The 17,522-nt window shown below is 62.6% G+C and carries 19 protein-coding genes; 10 read left to right on the forward strand and 9 right to left on the reverse strand.

Features of this window, described 5'->3' with window-relative positions; all coding sequences use genetic code 11:
- Window positions 1-36 precede the first annotated feature (36 nt).
- The 5 genes from gor to ACR3EL_RS05600 all read left to right on the forward strand — a co-directional run bounded on the left by gor (window position 37) and on the right by ACR3EL_RS05600 (window position 5,337).
- The gene (gene gor / locus ACR3EL_RS05580) at window positions 37-1,395 is read left to right on the forward strand and encodes a glutathione-disulfide reductase (protein ID WP_170368714.1); all 1,359 of its coding nucleotides are present in this window, start codon (window positions 37-39) and stop codon (window positions 1,393-1,395) included.
- A gap of 72 nt (window positions 1,396-1,467) precedes the next feature.
- The gene (hflK, locus tag ACR3EL_RS05585; RefSeq protein ID WP_093962524.1) at window positions 1,468-2,622 is read left to right on the forward strand and encodes an FtsH protease activity modulator HflK; all 1,155 of its coding nucleotides are present in this window, start codon (window positions 1,468-1,470) and stop codon (window positions 2,620-2,622) included.
- Window positions 2,623-2,625: 3 nt separating this feature from the next.
- Entirely contained in the window at window positions 2,626-3,519 is an 894-nt protein-coding gene (hflC, locus tag ACR3EL_RS05590) for a protease modulator HflC (RefSeq protein WP_170337868.1), read from the forward strand.
- Entirely contained in the window at window positions 3,519-3,713 is a 195-nt protein-coding gene (locus tag ACR3EL_RS05595) for a DUF2065 domain-containing protein (RefSeq protein ID WP_093962522.1), read from the forward strand. Before hflC ends, ACR3EL_RS05595 begins: the two co-directional genes overlap by 1 nt.
- Before the next feature lie 130 nt (window positions 3,714-3,843).
- Window positions 3,844-5,337, forward strand: a complete 1,494-nt coding sequence (locus ACR3EL_RS05600) for a Do family serine endopeptidase (protein ID WP_437342511.1) — start codon at window positions 3,844-3,846, stop codon at window positions 5,335-5,337.
- Between the two features lie 241 nt (window positions 5,338-5,578).
- On the opposite strand, the gene ACR3EL_RS05605 is transcribed toward ACR3EL_RS05600, so the two are convergent.
- The 5 genes from ACR3EL_RS05605 to ACR3EL_RS05625 form a co-directional block, all read right to left on the reverse strand.
- Complete coding sequence (locus tag ACR3EL_RS05605) at window positions 5,579-6,247, reverse strand: Crp/Fnr family transcriptional regulator (RefSeq protein ID WP_170337872.1); 669 nt, start codon at window positions 6,245-6,247, stop codon at window positions 5,579-5,581.
- A gap of 131 nt (window positions 6,248-6,378) precedes the next feature.
- Complete coding sequence (locus tag ACR3EL_RS05610; protein WP_170337874.1) at window positions 6,379-6,984, reverse strand: inner membrane-spanning protein YciB; 606 nt, start codon at window positions 6,982-6,984, stop codon at window positions 6,379-6,381.
- Between the two features lie 17 nt (window positions 6,985-7,001).
- A complete protein-coding gene (locus ACR3EL_RS05615) occupies window positions 7,002-7,904 on the reverse strand; it encodes an EamA family transporter (RefSeq protein ID WP_170337876.1) in 903 nt (300 codons plus the stop codon).
- Window positions 7,905-7,983: 79 nt separating this feature from the next.
- A complete protein-coding gene (ftsY, locus tag ACR3EL_RS05620; protein ID WP_170337878.1) occupies window positions 7,984-9,135 on the reverse strand; it encodes a signal recognition particle-docking protein FtsY in 1,152 nt (383 codons plus the stop codon).
- 57 nt (window positions 9,136-9,192) lie between these two features.
- Window positions 9,193-9,828: a lysoplasmalogenase gene (locus ACR3EL_RS05625; protein ID WP_170337880.1), complete on the reverse strand. Its 636-nt coding sequence runs from the start codon at window positions 9,826-9,828 to the stop codon at window positions 9,193-9,195.
- Between the two features lie 127 nt (window positions 9,829-9,955).
- Here ACR3EL_RS05625 and ACR3EL_RS05630 point away from each other — a divergent pair, with 127 nt between their 5' ends.
- Window positions 9,956-10,348: a hypothetical protein gene (locus ACR3EL_RS05630; RefSeq protein WP_480720761.1), complete on the forward strand. Its 393-nt coding sequence runs from the start codon at window positions 9,956-9,958 to the stop codon at window positions 10,346-10,348.
- A gap of 13 nt (window positions 10,349-10,361) precedes the next feature.
- Here ACR3EL_RS05630 and xseA read toward each other — a convergent pair whose 3' ends face one another.
- Window positions 10,362-11,855: an exodeoxyribonuclease VII large subunit gene (gene xseA, locus ACR3EL_RS05635; RefSeq protein ID WP_170337884.1), complete on the reverse strand. Its 1,494-nt coding sequence runs from the start codon at window positions 11,853-11,855 to the stop codon at window positions 10,362-10,364.
- A gap of 74 nt (window positions 11,856-11,929) precedes the next feature.
- Between xseA and purD the strand changes: the two genes are divergently transcribed.
- The gene (gene purD / locus ACR3EL_RS05640) at window positions 11,930-13,192 is read left to right on the forward strand and encodes a phosphoribosylamine--glycine ligase (RefSeq protein WP_170337886.1); all 1,263 of its coding nucleotides are present in this window, start codon (window positions 11,930-11,932) and stop codon (window positions 13,190-13,192) included.
- Window positions 13,193-13,271: 79 nt separating this feature from the next.
- Here the strand turns inward: purD and ACR3EL_RS05645 are convergent, their stop codons facing one another.
- Entirely contained in the window at window positions 13,272-14,018 is a 747-nt protein-coding gene (locus ACR3EL_RS05645; RefSeq protein ID WP_437342515.1) for an FG-GAP repeat domain-containing protein, read from the reverse strand.
- 32 nt (window positions 14,019-14,050) lie between these two features.
- Window positions 14,051-14,374 (reverse strand): 2Fe-2S iron-sulfur cluster-binding protein, encoded by a 324-nt coding sequence (locus ACR3EL_RS05650; RefSeq protein WP_170337888.1) that lies wholly within the window; start codon window positions 14,372-14,374, stop codon window positions 14,051-14,053.
- Between the two features lie 262 nt (window positions 14,375-14,636).
- On the opposite strand from ACR3EL_RS05650, the gene ACR3EL_RS05655 reads away from it, so the two are divergent.
- The 3 genes from ACR3EL_RS05655 (at window position 14,637) to ACR3EL_RS05665 (ending at window position 16,340) form a co-directional block, all read left to right on the forward strand.
- On the forward strand, window positions 14,637-14,951 hold the full coding sequence (locus tag ACR3EL_RS05655) for a hypothetical protein (RefSeq protein WP_093962513.1): 315 nt from the start codon (window positions 14,637-14,639) through the stop codon (window positions 14,949-14,951).
- A gap of 102 nt (window positions 14,952-15,053) precedes the next feature.
- Window positions 15,054-15,491 (forward strand): OB-fold nucleic acid binding domain-containing protein, encoded by a 438-nt coding sequence (locus tag ACR3EL_RS05660; RefSeq protein ID WP_093962512.1) that lies wholly within the window; start codon window positions 15,054-15,056, stop codon window positions 15,489-15,491.
- A 36-nt stretch (window positions 15,492-15,527) separates the two neighbouring features.
- Entirely contained in the window at window positions 15,528-16,340 is an 813-nt protein-coding gene (locus ACR3EL_RS05665; protein ID WP_170337889.1) for a class I SAM-dependent methyltransferase, read from the forward strand.
- Window positions 16,341-16,389: 49 nt separating this feature from the next.
- Here ACR3EL_RS05665 and ACR3EL_RS05670 read toward each other — a convergent pair whose 3' ends face one another.
- Complete coding sequence (locus tag ACR3EL_RS05670) at window positions 16,390-17,457, reverse strand: Hint domain-containing protein (protein WP_480720766.1); 1,068 nt, start codon at window positions 17,455-17,457, stop codon at window positions 16,390-16,392.
- Between the last annotated feature and the right edge of the window lie 65 nt (window positions 17,458-17,522).

Below are 17,522 nucleotides of genomic sequence, written 5' to 3' on the forward strand. Positions count from 1 at the left end.
GGGCAATTTCAGGCAGGCTGACAAAAGGAACGCGGCATGAGCTTTGACTATGATCTTTTCGTCATTGGAGGCGGTTCAGGCGGTGTCCGCGCGGCGCGCGTGGCGGCGGGCGAAACCGGGGCCAAGGTCGCGCTGGCCGAAGAGGACCGCTATGGCGGAACCTGCGTGATCCGTGGCTGCGTTCCCAAAAAGCTGATGGTGTTTGCCAGCGAATACGCGGGAATGGTCGAGGACGCTCGTGCCTATGGTTGGGACATTCAGCCGGGCGCTTTCGACTGGCCGCAGTTCCGCGGCAAACTGCATGCCGAGCTGGACCGGCTGGAAGGGATCTATCGCAACATCCTCAAGAACAACGGCGTCGAAACCTTTGACCAGCGCGCGAAACTGGTCGACCCGCATACGGTTGAACTGGCCGACGGCACCCGCAAGACGGCCAAGCACATCCTGATCGCCACCGGCGGGCGCCCTGTGGTGCCGGAATTCCCCGGTTCAGATCTGGCGATCACCTCGAATGAGGTTTTCCACCTTGAGAAGCTGCCCGAGACCATGCTGATCGTCGGCGGCGGCTATATCGCCTGCGAATTCGCCGGAATCATGAACGGCATGGGCGTCAAGACCACGCAGTTTTATCGCGGCGCGCAAATCCTGCGGGGTTTCGACGACGAGGCGCGCGGGCTGATCTGTGAAGAGATGTGCCAAAACGGGGTCGACGTGCATCTGGGCACCAATGTGCTCGAGATGAAAAAGCAGGGCGACAAGATCTGGGTCAAGGCGACCAACGGGTCTGAACAGTTGTTCGACGTGGTGATGTATGCCACGGGCCGGGCGCCAAACGCCGATGATCTGGGCCTTGAGGCGCTGGGCGTCGAACGTGGCCGCAAGGGGCAGATTGTGGTGGACGAATACAGCCAGACGGCTGTGCCCTCGATCTATGCCATCGGGGACGTGACCGACCGGGTGAACCTGACGCCGGTCGCCATCCGCGAGGGGATGGCCTTTGTCGAGACCGTGTTCAAGGGCAACCCCACCCCGGTGGATCATGAACTGATCCCGACCGCGATCTTCACCCAGCCCGAGATGGGCACCGTGGGCCTGAGCGAGGAGGCCGCTGCCGAGCAGGAGCCGATCGAGGTCTACGCGACTTCGTTCAAGCCGATGCAGAAGGCATTTGCAGGGGGCACCCAGCGGGTTTTGATGAAACTGATCGTCAGCCAGGCCACCCGCAAGGTGCTGGGTTGTCACATTGTCGCCCCCGGCGCGGGCGAGATGATCCAGTTGGCGGGCATCGCCGTGAAAATGGGCGCCACCAAAGAAGATTTCGATCGTACGGTTGCAGTTCATCCGGTGATGGCCGAAGAACTGGTAACCATGCGGCAACCCGTGCGTACCGCTTGATTTGCAAGCGCGCGCACACAGGTTACAAGGGATCCCGTAAGCACACGGGCCAAAACAAGGGAAATGAAACACATGGCGGGCAACAGCGGAGGCCCCTGGGGGGGCGGAGGCTCATCCGGTGGCGGAGGAAACCGGGGAAACAATGGGGACGGGCGACGCCCGCCCGAAGGCGACGGGCCGCAGATCCCCGAGATCGACGAGTTGATGAAAAAAGGCCAGGAGCAGCTGCGCGTGCTGATGGGCGGGCGCGGCGGCGGGGGCCGAGGCGGCAACGGATCCGGCCAGGGCGGCGGTGGCGGCCCGGCAATTACCAAGGGCACCATCCTGCTGGGCGGGGTTGCCGCTCTGGTTCTGTGGGGCTTTGCCAGCGCCTATACGGTCAAACCCGAAGAGCAGTCGGTTGAACTGCTTTTCGGTCGCTTTACCGGAATCGGCACCGAAGGTCTGAACTTTGCCCCGTGGCCTGTTGTCACGGCCGAAGTCATCCCGGTGAAGGTCGAACAGACCGAAACCATCGGATCGGGCGGTCGCGGTTCGGACGCCGGGCTGATGCTGACGGGCGACGAAAATATCGTCGATATCGATTTCCAGGTGGTCTGGAATATCTCGAATCCTGCGGACTACCTGTTCAACCTGCGCGACCCGAAACAAACTATCCAGGCCGTGTCTGAGTCGGCCATGCGCGAGATCATCGCGCAGTCGGACCTCGCGCCGATCCTGAACCGCGACCGTGCTATCATCGCCGAACGGCTTGAGGAACTGATCCAGTCGACTCTGGACAGCTACAACTCGGGTATCAACATCGTCCGTGTGAACTTTGACGGCGCCGACCCACCGGAACCGGTCAAAGATGCCTTCCGCGAGGTTCAGTCGGCTGGACAGGAACGCGACCGGCTGGAGAAGCAGGCCGATGCCTATGCGAACCGGGTTTTGGCCGGAGCGCGTGGTGAAGCCGCGCAGGTGCTGGAAGAGGCCGAAGGCTATCGGGCACAGGTCGTGAACGAAGCCGAGGGCGAGGCCAGCCGCTTCAGCGCGGTTCTGGAAGAGTATTCCAAGGCGCCTGACGTGACCCGCAAGCGCCTGTACCTTGAACGGATGGAGCAGATTTTGCGCGACGTGGATAAGATCATTCTGGACGAAGGCACCGGCGGATCGGGTGACGGGCAGGGCGTTGTGCCCTATCTGCCGCTGAACGAACTGCGCCGCAATTCGGCAGGGGAGAACTGATCTATGCGCAAGACAACATTTATCCTGCCAGCCGTTTTCGTGGCGATCGTGATTGCCCTGTCGGCGGTCTTTATTGTGGACGAGCGTGAAAAGGCGCTGGTTCTGCAATTCGGCCGCGTGATCGACGTCAAGGAGGAGCCGGGCCTGGCTTTCAAGATTCCGATCATCCAGGAAGTGGTGCGATATGACGACCGTATCCTCAGCCGCGAGGTCGGGCCGCTGGAAGTAACGCCACTGGATGACCGTCGTTTGGTGGTCGATGCCTTTGCCCGCTATCGCATCACCGACGTGCGCCAATTCCGCGAGGCCGTGGGCGCAGGCGGTATTCAGACCGCCGAGGCTCGCCTGGATTCGATCCTGCGCGCCAAGACCCGCGAAGTGCTGGGTTCGGTCAGCTCGAATGACATCCTCAGCTCGGACCGGGCGGCGCTGATGCTTCGCATCCGAAACGGCGCCATTACCGAGGCGCGGGATCTAGGCCTTGAGGTGATCGACGTTCGCCTGAAGCGCACTGACCTGCCGCAGGCCAACCTCGAAGCGACCTTTGCCCGGATGCGCGCCGAGCGCGAACGCGAGGCCGCCGACGAGGTCGCGCGTGGTGAGGAAGCCGCGCAGCGTATCCGCGCCCAAGCCGACCGCACCGTGGTCGAGCTGGTGTCGGAAGCCCGTCGCGAAGCCGAGATCGTCCGCGGTGAAGCCGACGCGCAGCGCAATGCGATTTTTGCCGAAGCCTACGGCAAGGACCCGGATTTCTTTGAATTCTACCGGTCCTTGACCGCCTACGAGAATGCCCTGCAGGGCAACAACAGCTCGTTGGTGCTGCGGCCAGATTCCGAGTTCTTCCACTATCTCCGGTCGTCCGAAGGGCGGTTGGGTGCCGCGCCGGTGGCCGAGTAATGGGCATGATCCTGCTGGCCTTCGGGCTGGTGTTGATTGTCGAGGGGCTGGCTTATGCGCTGGCCCCTTCGCTTGTCGAGCGGATGCTTGAGGCGTTGCGCAGCATCCCCGAGCCGGCCCGCAGACTGGTCGGACTTCTGTGTGTGGTCAGTGGCTTCGTCCTGTTGTGGACGGCCAATCGGCTGGGGTTTTGATCGGTCGAAGTAAACTGGCAGTGAATTCCTCAACTTCCCGAGTTGCGGGCGGTCACAAACTGACTACATTGTTTCCCAGCAAGCTGCTCAGGCAGCCACCAACAGAACAATGTCGACAAGGAGAGACCAAGTGCAGGCAGTAGCACGCAGTGTATCCGTCCGCCGGGACGATGTGGTGACGATGGCGCGGCTTTTATGGCTGGCCTTTGCCGCGGTTTCCCTTTTGTTGTTCCAGACGATGGCTGCACAGGCCCGTCAGGAAAGCCTGGCGCCGCTGGTCAACCGGATCAGCCCGGCCGTGGTCAACATCACCACGACGACCCTGATCGAGGGGCAGTCGGGCGCGCAGGGGATCGTTCCCGAAGGGTCCCCCTTCGAGGACTTTTTCCGCGAGTTCCAGGACCGCAATGGCGACCAGGACAATCGCCCGCGCCGCAGCAATGCGTTGGGATCGGGCTTCGTGATTTCCGAGGATGGCTACATCGTCACGAACAATCACGTCATCGCAGAGGCGGATGAAATTCTGATCGAGTTCTTTCCCGGCGATGGTCAGCCTGTGAAAGAGCTGCCGGCCAAGGTCATTGGAACGGATGAGAAAACGGACATCGCGTTGCTCAAGGTCGAGGTGTCGGGTCCACTGAAATACGTGACTTTCGGCGACAGCGACACAGCGCTTGTAGGGGACTGGGTGGTTGCCATGGGCAACCCGCTGGGCCAAGGGTTCTCGGTATCTGCCGGGATCGTGTCGGCGCGCAATCGCGAGCTCAGCGGTTCCTATGACGACTATATCCAGACGGACGCGGCCATCAACCGGGGCAACTCGGGCGGTCCTCTGTTCAACATGGACGGTCAGGTCATCGGTGTGAACACCGCGATCTTGTCGCCGAATGGCGGGTCGATCGGTATCGGGTTCTCGATGGCGTCGAACGTGGTGTCCAAGGTTGTCGATCAGTTGCGGGAATTCGGCGAAACCCGTCGCGGCTGGCTGGGTGTCCGCATTCAGGACGTGACCGAGGATATGGCCGAGGCGATGGGCCTCGACAAGCCGGGCGGTGCTCTGATCAGCGATGTGCCGGACGGCCCTGCCAAAGAGGCGGGTCTGCTCGCAGGGGATGTGATTCTCAGCTTTGATGGTGTTGAGGTGAAGGACACGCGCGGATTGGTGCGACAGGTCGGTGAGACGCCGGTCGGCAAGTCCGTGCGCGTGGTCGTTCAGCGGGACGGCAGCACTCAGACCGTGCTTGTCACTCTGGGGCGTCGCGAGGATGCCGAGCGTGCGGAAACCGGCGATGATGATGGTGCGGAAGAGGCGCCGCTGGACGAGAATGCAGACATCCTTGGCCTGACGATTTCGCCGCTGACCGACACATTGCGCGAGGATCTGGGTCTGGACGCGGACGCGGATGGTCTGGTTGTGACGGATGTGGATGAGGCCTCCGAAGCCTACGCCAAGGGCCTGCGGGCAGGCGACCTGATCACCGAGGCTGGTCAGCAGAAAGTGTCGTCGATCTCCGATCTCGAGGATCGTATGGACGAGGCGCGGGAGGCGGGGCGCAAGTCGCTGCTGCTGCTGGTGCGTCGTGGTGGCGATCCGCGCTTCGTCGCGCTGAGCCTCGAAGAGTAGGACAGCCAGTTTGGTCAACATGATCGGCCGGGGCAGATGCTCCGGCCGGTTTTCGTTCTGGCTGCAGAAATCAAAAGAGCCACACGCCGGGGAGGCGCGTGGCTCTGGTGCAGGGAGATGCCAGTGGACAGATATCGGGGATGATACTCTGGCACCCTACGGTAACAATTCATTACCTAATGGAAGCGAATCCCGTTGTATGTGAAGCGGATCACATCCGGGCCATTTTCCGGGCAGCAGGTCAGATCAGATCGGATTCGGCGAGTTGGCGCAGGGCGTCAAAGTCGTGGATCTGCAGCCCACCGCGCGAAGCCTCGACCACGTTCGAGCGTTTCCACGTCGAGATCGTCTTGGATACCGCCTCGCGCGTCGCGCCGACGAATTCCGCAAGTTCACTCTGCGACAGGGCGATGCGTTCGGACGGCGCGTCCTGCTGGTTGGCCAGAAGCAGAAGCTTTCGCGCAAGTCGCACAGGCATCGGCAGGAATACCTGCTCGTTCAACTGCGCCCCCATCCAGCGCATGCGCAGTCCGGCCAGCCGGATCATGTCCTCGGCCAGTTCGGGGTGCTTGCGGATTTGTTCCATCAGATCCTTGCGGCGCACGCGCAGTACACGCGACGGCTCGGCTGCGGTGATGGTGGCGGTGCGCGGGCCGCTGTCGAAGAGGGCGATTTCGCCGAACACTTCGCCCGGGCGCATCAGGCTGAGCGCCAACTTGCGCCCGCTCATGGCCAGGAAGGACACCTCCAAAGCGCCTTCCAGCAAAGCGTAGAGGGCGTCCCCCTCGTCGCCTTGTTCGAACAAGACCTCGCCGCGGTCCAGCGAGACAGAAGTGGCTAGCGCAGAGAGCATATCACGAAGCCGGTCTGAAGCTTCGGACAGGAACCCGCTGTTCGGAAAGGCGGTCATGGAAGACACGGTTCTCCGGATGAGTGGTGTGGGTGGTTTCCCAGCTTTCCACAGCTTTGGAGCTAAGCCAAGGATTTTATCCGGTTTTCCGAAGGTTTCCCCCAGGTTCGCCGGCCCGTGTCAGGGACGCGTTACTGCTTGTCCGGATCGTCCATATAGCTTTGCAGGATGCTGAATTGCAGCATCAGGAACCCCATCAAAGCGATCGGAAAGCCAAAGGTTTCGATCTTGACCCAAAGATCGGTGGACAGAGTCCGCCAGACCAGTTCGTTGGCCACCGCCAGCACGGCGAAACAGGCGCACAGGCGGCGGGTCAGGATCATCCAGCCCTCGTGGCGCATGGGCAGCATCTCGTCCAGCACATAGGCGAGGTATGACTTGCCCTGGAGCAGACCGATGCCCAGCATCATCGAGAAGAACCCGTAGACCAGCGTGGTTTTCATCTTGAAGAACCGCTCGTCGTTGAACCAGGCGGTCAGGCCACCGAAGAAGATGACCATGATGGCGGTGAAGATCTGCATCCGGCTGAGCTTGCCGGTCAGATACCACAGGATGCCCATCGCCCCCAGCATCAGCGGAACGAAGATGATGGTGGCCACGATGAAGCCGGAATATTCGGTGCCGCCGATCAGAAAGCTGTCGTCGCGCAGGCGCAGGTAGATGAAGAAGAAGGCCAGCGGTGGTCCCAGTTCCAGCACCTGTTTCAGAAACGGATTGATCTCTTTCTTGTCTGCCATGCCTGTCGTCCTGCTGTTCACCCGCCCATTTCAACTATTACCGCGCCCAATGCAATCAATGCCATCAGGATTATGCGCCGAGGCCCCACGGTCTCTTCCAGGGCCAGCCAGCCGATCAGCGCGGCAAAGACGGTAGAGGTTTCGCGCAGCACCGCGGCTTCGCCGACCTTGTCCAACCGGGTGGCCAGCATGATCGCTCCGAAAGACATGGGGGCGATCAGCCCGCCTGCAAGCCCCCGCAGCATCAACGGCCCGATTGCCGGGCGGTGAACCATCGCCCGCCAACGCAGGAAGGCGTAGATCGGCATGGTCGCCCCGTCGATCATGAAGAACCAGGCCAGAAAGGTGAACGGATCGGCCGTAGCGCGGATGCCGTAGGCGTCATATGTGGTGTAGAGCGCCACGAAGAGGCCGGTTGCAACCGCAAGGGCCAATGCGATGCCCAGAGTTTCGCGGTTGGTTTCCAGGAAGCGGAAATTGTAGGCGGCCAACCCGAAGATGCCCGTCAGCAGCACGGCGACGCCCAGCCATTGGGTCGGTGAGAAGGTTTCATTGAACAGAAGATAGGCGCCGATGACGGTGAACAACGGGCCGGTGCCACGCACCACCGGGTAGACCACGGTGTAAGACCCTTTGGTATAGGCCATCGCCTGCAGCGTTTTGTAGGCGACATGGATCAGCCAGACCACGGCGAATATCGGCCACATGAAGGGTTCGGGCCAGGGCACGACGAAGAACGCAAAGGGCGCGGCCATCAGGCAGTAGCAGGCGTCGATCGCCCCGCGCGACAGCCACGGGTCGTGCCGCCCCTTCTGCAGCGCACCGAACACCGCGTGCAAGAAGGCCGCCATCAGGGCGAGGCCAAGGGCCAGCCTGTGTCCGGCCTCGGTGCCTTCGAGGGAGATCAGCCAGTCGCTCACGCTGCGGGTCTTTCGCTGGTGGAGAGGCTGGGGGTTTTCCACCCCCAGACCCCCGAGGATATTTGGGGCCAGATGAAGGTCAGTTGCTGTCGAGGCCGGTCAGGGCGGCGGCGAATTCCTCGGGGTCGAAGGGGGCCAGATCGTCGATCTGTTCGCCGACGCCGATGGCGTGGATCGGCAGGCCGAACTTGTCGGCCAGCGCCACAAGCACGCCGCCCTTGGCCGTGCCGTCGAGCTTGGTCATCACCAGGCCCGAGACATCGGCCAGCTTGCGGAAGGTTTCCACCTGGCTGAGCGCGTTCTGGCCGGTGGTGGCGTCGAGCACCAGCAGGGTGTTGTGCGGGGCGGTTTCGTCGATCTTGCGGATGACGCGGACGATCTTGGCCAGTTCCTCCATCAGATCGGCGCGGTTCTGCAGGCGGCCGGCGGTGTCCATCATCAGCAGGTCGGCGCCTTCAGCTTGCGCCTTGGTCAGGGCGTCGAAAGCCAGCGAGGCGGGGTCGGAGCCTTCGGGCGCGGTCAGGACTGGAACTCCGGCGCGGTCGCCCCAGACCTGCAGCTGTTCCACGGCGGCTGCGCGGAAGGTGTCGCCCGCTGCGATGACCACCTTTTTGCCTGCTGCCTTGAACTGGCTGGCAAGCTTGCCGATGGTCGTCGTCTTGCCAGAGCCGTTGACGCCCACCACCAGCACCACTTGCGGGCGCTTGGGGTAGAGGGGCATCGGTTTGGCGACCGGCTCCATTACGCGGGCGATTTCCTGCGCCAGCAGTTGCTTGATTTCCTGGGTCGAGAGTTTGCGGCCATAGCGCCCCTCGGCCATGTTGGCGGTGACGCGCAGGGCGGTGTCGACACCCATGTCAGAGGCGATCAGCAGTTCCTCGAGCTGTTCGAGCATGTCGTCGTCGAGCGTGCGGCGCACCACCGGCCCGGCATCGCCGCGACCGAAGAGACGCCCGATCAGGCCCTTGGACTGCGCCTGTTCCGGCAGTTCCGGCGGAGGCGGTGCGGGGGGTGGGTCCACCGGCTCGGGCGACGGTGTCTCGACCGGTTGCGGTGTGGGTGCGGGTTCGGGGATTTCCGGGACGGGTTGCGGCTCGGGCTCGGGCTGGGGGATCACCGGGTCGGGGGCGGCGGTTTCTTCGCCGCCGTCCTCGACGATTGCCTCAAGCCCCTGTTCGAGGCGGGACGAGGATTTGAACAGCCGGTCCTTGAGCTTGGTAAAAAACGCCATCTTGGTCTCCGCAGGTGTTCCCTTCACCTAATGCGGAATGGCGGCAGTTGCAAAGGGTCAGGTGAAGGCCAGGAAAAAGCCGAACTGGGCGCCCCAGTAGAGCGGCCAGACCAGATAGGGGGTCAGCCGCAGGGCCGGGTGGCCGGACGGCAGCAGGAACCTTTCGGTTGCCAGGATCAGGTCCGAGGCGATGAAGGCCATCGCGGCCGGCAGCGCCCATCGCAGCGCTCCGGCCTCGGGCAGGGCCAGAACGGTGATGCCCATGCCCAGAATGATCGGGATATAGGCCAGGACCGGTCCGCGCAGATCACCGGCCCGCTGGGCCAGCAGCGTGGCCATCACGATGCCCAGAATGACCAGCGTCCAGGCGTATCCGGGTTTGTCCAGGATCAGGTCGGTGTCGCTTGACGGATGGGTCAGGAACAGGGCGATGTATACCAGATGCCCGGCGGCGAATGCCCCGATGCCGGCCATGAAGGTGCCGTCGGTCTCACGCGACAGAAGGGCGTCGCCCAAGGCGCAGAGAGACAGCGCCAGGATCAGAAGCAGAGGGCCGGACTGCACCGCGGCCTCGACCGCCAACAGGGCGACGCTTGCGGTTTTCAGCGCCGTGCGTAGCAGGCTGGCCGGACGGGCCGTCAGGGCCAGGTAGGCCAGGGCACCGGCCAGCGCTGCGAGTACGAGTATCGTCATGTCCTGCCTTCCGATGGCACCGATGCAATGCAGTGTCGCCGCGAACTGAGTTTACGCTCAACCCATAACGTTGGGGCAGGGCGTTCCAAGATTGGCGCGCGGCCGTGGCATCTGCCAGAATGAAACGATGTGGATACGTTCGTTGATTCTCGGATCTTTGCTGGCCCAGCCGGTCATCGCGCAGTCTCTGTCAGGGGCGGAATTCGATGCCTACACGCGCGGTAAAACCCTGTTCTACGACTTTGGTGGAACGACTTATGGCGTCGAACGGTATTTGCCCAACCGGCGCGTGGTCTGGTCGTTTCTGGATGGCGACTGCAAGGAGGGCATCTGGTACGAACAGAACGGCCAGATTTGCTTTGTTTACGAAGACCGCACCGACCCGCAATGCTGGGTCTTTACCCGCTCGTCCCAGGGGTTAATCGCGCAGTTCGAGGGCAACCCCGAAGCCACCGAACTGTACGAAGCAACCGACGTCGACGAAGATATGATCTGTTACGGACCCGAGGTCGGCGTCTGAACGTGGGTCTTCGTCAGAACAACGATCCTTGATCCGGGGCCGGTGGCTTGGACGGTTTGTTGGCGGTCGGGGTTGTCCCGGACAGCGGTTCGGTCTTCAATTCTCCATCGGCAAACTCGATGGTCAGTGCAGCGTGCTTGCTGGCTTGCGCCTTTGTGGTGACCACGCCGCTTTCGGAATGCACCACGGCGTAGCCGCGTTGAAGCGTGGCTTTGTAGCTGAGCGTCTCGCGCAACCGGTCAGTCGCATCTAGTTGCTGGCGGAGCCGGTCCACCCGCAGAGTCTGCGCGGCCGTCATGCGCTGGGCCAGTTGGTTGACTCGGTCGCGCTGCTGCTGGATGTCGCGTTGGATCGGGCGGATCGACAGGCGCGAGGACAGGTTGCGCAGCGTGTCGCGCCGCGCGGCCACGAGGTTGCGCAACGTTGACGGGCGCAGGTGCCCGGACAGTTCCACCACCTGCAGGCGGCGGTTCTGCACACCGCGTTGCAACGCTGGGGCTAGACGATCGGCAATCAGGTCCAGTCGCTGGCGCGGACCATCCAGTAGGGTCTCGGGGCGCGGCAGGGCGCGCGACAGATCGCGCAGGCGTTGGGCGCGGCGCTGTACGGCGTCGGTGGCTGCGCGGGACAGACGCGCGCCCTGTTCGCCGGTCCAGGCCAGCAGTTCCATCCGCACGGGAACCGCCAGTTCGGCGGCGGCGGTGGGGGTGGGCGCACGGCGGTCCGAGACATAGTCGATCAATGTGGTGTCGGTTTCGTGCCCCACGGCCGAGATCAACGGAATCTCGGACTCGGCGGTGGCGCGGGCGACGATTTCCTCGTTGAAACCCCACAGATCCTCGATCGAGCCGCCACCGCGGGCGACGATGATCAGATCGGGGCGGGGCAGCGCGCCGCCGGGTGTCAGGCGGTTGAAGCCCTGAATGGCGTTGGCGACCTCGGACGCGCAATTGGCGCCCTGCACGGCCACGGGCCAGATCAGCACCTTGCGCGGGAAACGGTCGCGCAGGCGGTGCAGGATGTCGCGGATCACCGCGCCCGAAGGCGAGGTGACGACGCCGATGATCTGCGGCAGGAAGGGCAGGGGCTTCTTGCGCTCGGGCGCGAAGAGCCCTTCGGATTCGAGCTGTTTCTTGCGTTTTTCCAGCAGCGCCATCAGCGCGCCTTGCCCGGCTACGGCCACCTCGTCGACGTTCAGGTTGTATTTCGACTGCGCGCCAAAAGCTGTGAGGCGGCCCGTGACGACGACTTCGAGCCCCTCTTCCGGCACCACCGACAGGCCCGCGATCTGGCCCTTCCAGGTGGTGCAGGCCAGTACGTTCCGGTCGTCCTTGATGTCATAGTACAAATGCCCCGAGCGCGCCTTGAACACACGCCCGACCTCGCCCCGTACGCGGATTCGGCCAAATGTGCCTTCCAGCGTGCGTTTCACCTCGCCCGAGATCTCGGACACGGTGTATTCGGGGGTATTCTGGCCGGGAATCGGATCGTCAAGCAGGTCGGACATTTCAGCGCCTTGTTTCGATTGCCCGCGCAGCTTAGAACGCCGCGCAGGCAAGGCCAAGCAGATCGGAGACTTTCATGAACATCCTCATTCTCGGCAGCGGCGGGCGCGAACATAGCCTGGCCTGGGCGGTGATGCAGAACCCCAAATGCGACCGCCTGATCGTGGCGCCGGGCAATGCCGGGATCGCGCAGATCGCCGATTGCGCGGCGCTGGATATAGAGAATGGCGGCGCGGTGGTCAGTTTCGCCGAGGAAAACGCGATTGATTTCGTGATCGTCGGCCCCGAGGCGCCCTTGGCCGCTGGGGTGGCCGACCGGCTGCGCGAGGCGGGCATCCTGGTGTTTGGCCCTTCGGCCGAGGCGGCGCGGCTGGAGGCCTCAAAAAGTTTCACCAAGGAAATCTGCGATGCGGCCGGTGCGCCCACCGCTGCCTACGCCCGGTTCACCGAGGCCGAGCCGGCCAAGGCCTATATCCGCCAGCAGGGTGCGCCGATCGTGGTCAAGGCCGACGGTCTGGCCGCGGGCAAGGGCGTGATCGTGGCGATGGACGAGGCGACCGCGCTGGAGGCCGTGGACGACATGTTCGGCGGCGCCTTCGGCGGGGCCGGGGCCGAGGTGGTGATCGAGGAGTTCATGGACGGCGAAGAAGCCTCGCTATTCGTGCTGTGTGACGGCGAGAACATCCTGTCGGTCGGCACCGCGCAGGACCACAAGCGTGTGGGCGAGGGCGATACCGGCCTGAACACCGGCGGCATGGGGGCCTATTCTCCGGCACCGGTTCTGAGCCCCGAGGTCGAAGAACGTGCGATGGAACAGATCGTGCGCCCGACGATGGCCGAGATGGCCCGGCGCGGCACGCCGTTTCAGGGGGTGCTGTATGCCGGGCTGATGATCAAGGACGGGCAGCCGAGGCTGGTGGAATACAACGTGCGCTTTGGCGACCCGGAATGCCAGGTACTGATGATGCGTCTGGGGGCGCAGGCGCTGGACTTGATGCACGCGGCGGCCGAGGGACGGCTGGGCGAGGTGCGGGTCAACTGGGCCGACGATCACGCCTTGACCGTGGTGATGGCCGCGCAGGGCTACCCTGGGGCATATGAAAAAGGCAGCGTGATCAACGGGCTGGATGACTTGCCCGAGGACAGTAGCCATATGGTTTTTCACGCAGGCACCAAAGCGCAGGACGGGCAGGTCATGGCCTCAGGGGGCCGGGTTCTGAACGTGACGGCGCGCGGAGCAACACTGCAAGAGGCGCGTGACAACGCTTATGCGATGGTCGAGGCCATCGATTGGCCGGGCGGCTTCTATCGTCGCGATATCGGGTGGCGGGCGCTTTGACGGTTTGAGGGTCCGCAGGTAAGAGGGGCCTCGGCCGACGGCCTCACCTCGGGATTTCTTGACCAGATGAATCCCCGGATCAGCAGTTCAGCGCGCTCACAAGGGCTTGTCGGTTTTTCAACGGGCCAATATCCTGGGTTTTCCAGCCGCCATCGTAGCGGACAGCAATGATCCGGCGCCAATCGCTGCTGGCGACGATCAACTCAGGCTGGCCGTTGCAGGTACGAAGGCCGCCTGAAATGAAATCCTCTCCGATCCGGTGATTAGTCAGGCCGGGGAGCGCGGCGATTTCCGTCAGTCGGCCGTCTGAGAAGCGCCAGATGCGCAGGGTCTTGGCCAGGTGGGGGCGGTCGACATAGGCAATTTCGATATTTCCGTCGCCATCCAGGTCTGCTGCTCCGACAGGGGCCAGCCAGCGGAAACGGGTGCCGATATGCGGTGTCGCCGCCATGCGGCCCTGCGGGCCGTAGATGGCAAGCCGAGCGCCCTGTCGTGCGTCACTCTCCACCGCGATGACTTCTGGAAGCCCGTCGCCCGTGACGTCGATTACGCGGGGCGCGAGGTCTTCGAAGACCAGATGATCGGGCAGCGTAAAGCTGCGGTGTTTGCCATCTGAAAACGTGAGTTCAATCGAACCCCATTCGATCTGGTCACCCAGAACGCCGTGGGGATAGCGGGTGGTCGGATCCGTGTAGCGGGCGGTCGTTATGGTTTCGGCAGCCAAGGCAGGACCCGCCAGCCACAGGCATGCAGCCATAAGCGCGCCGCGCACGCGGCATGGCCAAAAGCGCACCGCCGGACGCGGCGCTTTGAAGCCGCAGCGCATGCCGCCGGACGAGCGGGGCATGCGCCGTCGCATCAGATCTGCTTTTCCGGCATCTGGACGACCAGCCCGTCCAGTTCGTCCGTCACCTTGATCTGGCAGGTCAGGCGCGAACGGGCCGGGTCGGGCTCGTAGGCGAAGTCCAGCATGTCTTCTTCCATGTCGTCCTTGGCAGGCAGTTTCTCGACCCAATCGGGATGGATGTAGACGTGACAGGTCGAGCAGGCGCAGGCGCCGCCGCAATCGGCCTCAATGCCGGGAATGTTGTTGTCACGGGCGCCTTCCATGACGGTCAGGCCGTTGGCGACCTCGACTGTGTGTTCGATGCCGCCATGCTCGACATAGGTGATCTTTGCCATTGCTCGCGTCTTCCTTCTGCGGTGTTCAGGTTCCTCATTAGTCAAGGGATTTAGGTCTTTCCAGTGCCATTTGCGACCAATCTGGGCGTGATCGGGCAAACGGTCCGTCATTGTCGCCCAAATTCCACGCGTTCGCGCCGCAACCCAATGGTTTGGCCGGCTTGTTCCATCAAAGGTTGAGGCGCGGATAGCGGTTTCGATTGTTGCGTGCACGGATTTGTGTTCAGGTCGTGTGACCGTGATTTGATAAGGGAGTGAGCAGATGCCGTTGACGGTTCAGGACGCAAAGATTGTGGTTGGGATGAACGAGCGGGGCGATGCCGAGCATGACATTGCCGCGTGGTTTGGCGAAAGCCAGGCGAAAATCGTGGAGGTGATCGACGGGATCAGCCATGGTGCATTGGCAGCAGCGAATGACGATGAGCTTCATCCGGTCGGAGCACCGGGCCCCAAGGCTCTGCGGTTGCGCAGTGACGTTTTGCGGGCGCTGGATGCGTTGGACGGGGATGACCTGGCCAAGGCCAAGGCGGTTCTGCGGGAAGGTTTGGCCACGTTCAACGCGCATGACGCCAAGTGACATTGGTCTGCGCTGCGGCCGCGCGTAGCGCATGACCTTTCTGGCTGTGGTTTCGGTCCCCTGCATCTGGACATTCAAGGTATTTGTTCTATTTTTGTTCTCATGCGTATCGCATCGACACCACAGCCCAGTTCGGGCCGCCCATGGCCCAGACCACCGGCCTGCCTTCCAGCCGACCGACTGGACGACCCGCCCGAGGGTGCGCGGGTTGCTGTGGCGGGATTGGTGATCCTGCGGCAGCGACCTGGTACGGCCAAAGGGGTGATCTTCATCACGCTCGAAGACGAGACCGGCATCGTGAACGTGATTGTCTGGCGCAAGATCTATGAGCGGTTCCGCCGGGCGGTGATCTCGGGGCGGTTGCTGCGGGTGACCGGGCGGATGCAGCGGGCCCATGCGGTGACCCATGTGATCGCGGAAGAGATCGAGGACATCTCGGGCATGCTGGACCTGCTGGTGCGGGGTGACGGGGCGGATGCCTGTCGGCCTCAGCCGACTGCAGAGCACAATGAGTTCGCCAAAACGCGCAATTTCGGCTAGTCTTTTGCATCATGCGGTTGCCGGGGGGGAGCGCAGATGTCGACGAATTCGGCTGGTTTCGTAGGCAATATTCCAAGTCATTACGACGCGGGGTTGGGTCCGAATATCTTCACTGACTACGCGGACAGACTTGCCGCCCGTTGCGCCGAAGAGCCGGTGGCCAAGGCCATCGAACTGGCTGCGGGCACGGGGATCCTGAGCCGCAAGCTGTGCGATGTGCTGCCGAGTGAGACCCAAGTTTTGATCTCGGACCTGAACGCGCCCATGCTGGAGGTTGCAAAGGCCAAGTTCACGGCGGCGGATAGCGTCGAGTTCGCGGTCGTCAACGCGATGGATCTGCCGTTCGAAGACGGCGCGTTCGACATGATTACCTGCCAGTTCGGGGTCATGTTCTTTCCCGACAAACCCGCTTCGTTCCATGAGGCGGCGCGGGTGCTCAGACCGGGTGGGCGCTATGTTTTCAACGTGTGGAGCTCGATGTCCGAGAATCCGTTCTCGCAGGTCGCGCACGATGTGGGCGCATATTTCTTTCCGCAGGATCCGCCGGGATTCTACAAGGTACCGTTTCACTATGGTGACCCCGAGGCTGTCCGGGCCGATCTGAGGGCCGCAGGCTGGACGGATATCCAACACGAAACGATCCGGCTGACGAAGACCATCGTCAACCCGGAAGCCTTTGCCCACGCTCTGGTTTTTGGCAACCCGTTGGTTGATGAAATACGAGAGCGCGGCGGCGTGGATCCCACGGACGTGGCGGCGCGGATGTTCTCTGAATTGAAGCGCGCCTTTGCTCCGCAGGGCATGACGATGCCACTGTCAGCGACCACGTTCGTCTGCCGAAAGACCTGACGCTATGTCGCGCACACTCCGACCCGGGTCAGAAAATACCCGATGACGATCAGGCCAGCAGCGCTTGACCGTTCTTGAGGTGACGCGAAATCAGACCGCGCTGCTTGTGACCCTTTGGGATCAGGGCGGCTGGCCGCGGTTCAAAGCCGGGGTCCTCAAGCTCGGGGAACAGGGCCAATATCTCGGCGCGAGCCGCCTCGGGGATGGATTTCAGCGCTTCGGGACCGGCGAACAGGCTTTCGCTTGGGGTGTCGTTGGTAAAGACGACCTGATGCGTGTCGAAAAGAAGGTGGAAATAGCAAACGGTTTCCTTGTCACAGACCCGGTCAATACCGTCCAGCGGCAGCAGCGACTTGGCCGAAACCAGCACCTCGTTGGTGTTGAACATGCGTTGCGCGATCTTTGACCGCACCAGAATGCGGTGCTGGGGTGAAACGGTCAGGTCCTGTGTTGGCAGCCCTGCGCCGAGCGCGCCGGCGGCGATCCGGATCGGAACCAGTTTCGGATTGGCGGAGAGGTCGACGCTGTCCAGTTCACGGCGCCCGATCCAGCGGATCGGCTGATAGCTGCCAGCGTAGGTCAAAACCAGATCTCCGACCGACAAGTTTTCGATCCTTGTTGTCCCGTCCTTGGTGGTGATCAATGTGCCGGCGGTAAAGCATGGGACATTCGAAATCGGCGATGCCTGACCATCACTGCTGCCGGCAACCTCATAGGTCGTACCGGGAGTCGGCAGGACGGGACCGCTGATGCCGACATTTACACCGTCGATGCGAATGACCCAGAACGTGTCGCCGGAGGTTGTCGTAAAACCGAATTCGAGCTCGACCTGATCGCCGGGCTGAAAGGTCTTTCCGTTGATCGTCACCGCCTGGCTCAAAACCTGGTCGTTGTTGGCCGTACTGGGCGATGAGCCGTCCCCGGGCGTGTCTATGTAACCGTCCGAAAACAGCTGGCTGGCCGTGCCGTCGTCATCCTTGACGTTGATCACGGTCAGTGCGGCACCAGCATTCAAGGAAAAGGTCGTTCCGACGGGATAGCCGACAGTGTTGTTCGTCGATGCGCCTCTCCATTGGTCGAACCCATAGATCGGCACCGTGAAATTAAATGTCGCCAAACCTTAACTCCTTGTTACCGCTTGTAGTTACAGAACGGCCAACGCGCAATTCAACTCTCGTCAGG

This window comes from Ruegeria sp. BJ3 (assembly GCF_056535665.1).

Excerpts from the sequence above, each read along its gene's own strand:
- gor (WP_170368714.1), top strand. The coding sequence starts at position 37 with ATGAGCTTTGACTATGATCTTTTCGTCATTGGAGGCGGTTCAGGCGGT.
- hflK (WP_093962524.1), top strand. The coding sequence starts at position 1,468 with ATGGCGGGCAACAGCGGAGGCCCCTGGGGGGGCGGAGGCTCATCCGGT.
- hflC (WP_170337868.1), top strand. The coding sequence starts at position 2,626 with ATGCGCAAGACAACATTTATCCTGCCAGCCGTTTTCGTGGCGATCGTG.
- ACR3EL_RS05595 (WP_093962522.1), top strand. The coding sequence starts at position 3,519 with ATGGGCATGATCCTGCTGGCCTTCGGGCTGGTGTTGATTGTCGAGGGG.
- ACR3EL_RS05605 (WP_170337872.1), bottom strand. The coding sequence starts at position 6,247 with ATGACCGCCTTTCCGAACAGCGGGTTCCTGTCCGAAGCTTCAGACCGG.
- ACR3EL_RS05610 (WP_170337874.1), bottom strand. The coding sequence starts at position 6,984 with ATGGCAGACAAGAAAGAGATCAATCCGTTTCTGAAACAGGTGCTGGAA.
- ftsY (WP_170337878.1), bottom strand. The coding sequence starts at position 9,135 with ATGGCGTTTTTTACCAAGCTCAAGGACCGGCTGTTCAAATCCTCGTCC.
- ACR3EL_RS05625 (WP_170337880.1), bottom strand. The coding sequence starts at position 9,828 with ATGACGATACTCGTACTCGCAGCGCTGGCCGGTGCCCTGGCCTACCTG.
- ACR3EL_RS05630 (WP_480720761.1), top strand. The coding sequence starts at position 9,956 with ATGTGGATACGTTCGTTGATTCTCGGATCTTTGCTGGCCCAGCCGGTC.
- xseA (WP_170337884.1), bottom strand. The coding sequence starts at position 11,855 with ATGTCCGACCTGCTTGACGATCCGATTCCCGGCCAGAATACCCCCGAA.
- purD (WP_170337886.1), top strand. The coding sequence starts at position 11,930 with ATGAACATCCTCATTCTCGGCAGCGGCGGGCGCGAACATAGCCTGGCC.
- ACR3EL_RS05645 (WP_437342515.1), bottom strand. The coding sequence starts at position 14,018 with ATGCGCTGCGGCTTCAAAGCGCCGCGTCCGGCGGTGCGCTTTTGGCCA.
- ACR3EL_RS05650 (WP_170337888.1), bottom strand. The coding sequence starts at position 14,374 with ATGGCAAAGATCACCTATGTCGAGCATGGCGGCATCGAACACACAGTC.
- ACR3EL_RS05655 (WP_093962513.1), top strand. The coding sequence starts at position 14,637 with ATGCCGTTGACGGTTCAGGACGCAAAGATTGTGGTTGGGATGAACGAG.
- ACR3EL_RS05660 (WP_093962512.1), top strand. The coding sequence starts at position 15,054 with ATGCGTATCGCATCGACACCACAGCCCAGTTCGGGCCGCCCATGGCCC.
- ACR3EL_RS05665 (WP_170337889.1), top strand. The coding sequence starts at position 15,528 with ATGTCGACGAATTCGGCTGGTTTCGTAGGCAATATTCCAAGTCATTAC.